The following is a 2,642-nucleotide window of genomic DNA, read 5'->3' on the forward strand; positions in this document are numbered from 1 at the left end:
TTCGGGTACTGGCCTGGGACGGCTACGCCGATGCCGACTGGGTCAAGGATTTCACCGCCGCGACCGGCATCGGCGTCGATGTCGTCTTCATCGGCAGCGACGACGAGATCTGGGCCAAGATCAAGGGCAGCGAGGGCCAGGACTTCGACGTCTTTGCTGTCAACACCGCCCAGTTGCAGCGCTACATCAAGGCTGACCTGGTGTCGCCGATCGACGTCACCAAGCTCGCCAACCAGAAAGACGTGCTGCCGCGCTTCCGCGACCTGACGGCGGTCAGCGGCGTGACCAAGGACGGCAAGGTCTACGGCATTCCGTTCTGCTTCGACTCCATCGGCCTGATCTACGACACCGACAAGGTCAAGCCGGCGCCGACCTCGATGTCGGTTCTGTGGGACCCGGCCTACAAGGGCAAGGTGCTGGCGTATGATAATGGCGAGCACAATTTCTCGTTCACCGCACTGACGCTCGGCTACAAGGATCCGTTCAACCTCAATGAAGAGCAGATGGCTGCAGTCAAGGCCAAGCTGGTCGAACTCAAGCGCAACGTGCTCAGCTTCTACACCACCGCCGACGAGGCGCAGCAGATCTACCAGAACAATGATGTGGCCCTGATCTGGGCCAATTACGGCCAGCAGCAGGTCAAGGCGCTGCAGAAGATCGGCGCCCATGTCGCCTACGTCAATCCGAGCGAGGGCGCGCTTGCCTGGCTCGACAACTGGGTCATCTCCAAGGGTGTCCGTGATAATGCGGCAGCCGAGAAATGGATTGATTTCATGCTGAGCAAGAAGGTCGGCGGCGAGCTTTCCGAGCGCACCGGCTTCGGCAACACGGTGACGGAAACCGGCAGCGCCGGCGGCAACGACAAGCTGGTCTGGCTCAACAATGTCGAGGACCCGCTCAAGCGTTCGGACATGTGGAACGAGGTCAAGGCAACGCCCTGATCTTTCCGCACCATGCCTTCGAAGGACCCGGCGGTCCGGAGTTCCGGACCGCCGAAGCGTATGCGAGAGTATTTCATGAACCAGAACACCGACCTCTTGACGCTGCGGTCCGTCTCGAAATCCTACGGCACGGTCCCCGTGCTGCACGACATCGACCTGTCGATCAAGGACGGTGAGTTCCTCACCGTTCTTGGACCCTCCGGCTCCGGCAAGACCACGGTGCTGCGGCTGATCGGCGGGCTGGAACCGCTGACGTCGGGCGAGATACGCCTGGATGGGCAAGACATCAGCCGCATGCCGATCAACCGGCGGCCGTTCAACACCGTGTTTCAGGACTATGCGCTGTTCCCGCACCTGACCGTTTCCGGCAATGTCGGCTACGGGCTTTCGGTTCGCCATGTCCAGCGCAAGGAAATCGCGCGCCGAGTCGCGGAGGCGCTGGAACTGGTCCAGCTCGGGCGTTTCGCCGACCGCTTTCCGGCGCAGCTCTCCGGCGGCCAGCGCCAGCGCGTCGCACTCGCCCGTGCGCTGATCTGCCAGCCGCGCCTGATCCTGCTCGATGAGCCGCTCGCCGCACTCGACCTCGAACTGCGCCGGCAGATGCAGGTGTTCCTAAAGTCCATCCAGCGCGAAATCAGGACCACCTTCCTGTTCGTCACCCATGACCAGGAAGAAGCCATCGGCATGGCCGATCGGATTTGCGTCATGGAGGCCGGCCATATCCGCCAGCTCGGCACGCCGCACGACCTTTACTACAGACCGGATTGCGAATTCGTCGCGCGTTTCTTCGGCGAGAACAATCTGGTGGCCGGGAAACTCGGACCGGTCCAGGGCGAGCTGCGATCGATCGAGACGGCGCTCGGGCGCCTCATCTGTTCGATCAGCGACCAGCCGCATTTGAAAGCCGCAGCGGAAGGCGCCAGCGCTTACGCCGCGTTCCGTCCAGAAGCCTTGCACCTTGCGGATGCAAAGGACACCGACAACCGTTTTTCCGGCACGATCTCCGATCTGGCCTTTGCCGGCTCGTCGACCGTCGCCACCATCGCGGCCGGCGCCGACAATGCCGCGCAACGCTTGCGGCTGCGCGTGCCGAGCCGCGTCGACGGCAGCGCGCTCAGATCCGGCGAGGCCGTATCGCTTTCCTTTGCGCCGCATGAAGGCCATCTGGTGCTGGCATGAGCAAAGCAGGATCGACGCTGCCTGCGGAAAAACGGCTGTCGCTGCTGGTGACGGTGCTGGCGTTTGCCTTGCCAGTGGTCTTCGTCCTGGTGCCGCTGGCGATCTTCCTCGGCTACAGCTTCTTCAGCGTCGACCAGGGCACGATCGTCTACGGCTTGTCGCTGGGCAACTATGTCAGGTTCTTTACCGATCCGGTCTTTCTGCCGGTGTTCTGGAACACCATCGTGCTTTGCGTATCGGTGGCCATCATCTGCATCCTGCTCGCCTATCCCGCCGCCTATTTCCTGACGATGCTGAAAGGCCGTTGGCGCTACGCCTTGCTGATGCTGCTCTTGGTGCCGCTGCTGATGAGCTACGTCATCAAGATCTATGCCATCCGCAGCATCCTCGGCCTCAACGGTTTCCTCAACAAGGCACTGGTGGCGCTCGGCATTCTGCAGGAACCGTCGACGCTTTTCGTGTTCAACATGAACGCCATCCTTTTGACGCTGACCCTGCTCCTGATCCCCTTCGCCAGCCTGC

General features: G+C 62.0%; 2 protein-coding genes and 1 pseudogene. All 3 read left to right on the forward strand.

Translation table 11 applies throughout. The features are described from left to right. On the forward strand, positions 1 to 941 hold a 941-nt coding region (locus tag EN925_RS31355), incomplete at its 5' end, for an ABC transporter substrate-binding protein (RefSeq protein WP_128337187.1). Positions 942 to 1,016: 75 nt separating this feature from the next. Next, positions 1,017 to 2,120 (forward strand): ABC transporter ATP-binding protein, encoded by a 1,104-nt coding sequence (locus tag EN925_RS31360; protein ID WP_024502540.1) that lies wholly within the window; start codon positions 1,017 to 1,019, stop codon positions 2,118 to 2,120. Then, positions 2,117 to 2,642, forward strand: a pseudogene (locus tag EN925_RS31365) (ABC transporter permease); the annotation flags it as partial. The gene EN925_RS31360 and the pseudogene EN925_RS31365, both read left to right, overlap by 4 nt.

The sequence above is a fragment of the Mesorhizobium sp. M7A.F.Ca.US.006.04.2.1 genome (genome assembly GCF_004022915.1).
GTDB lineage: Bacteria > Pseudomonadota > Alphaproteobacteria > Rhizobiales > Rhizobiaceae > Mesorhizobium > Mesorhizobium ciceri.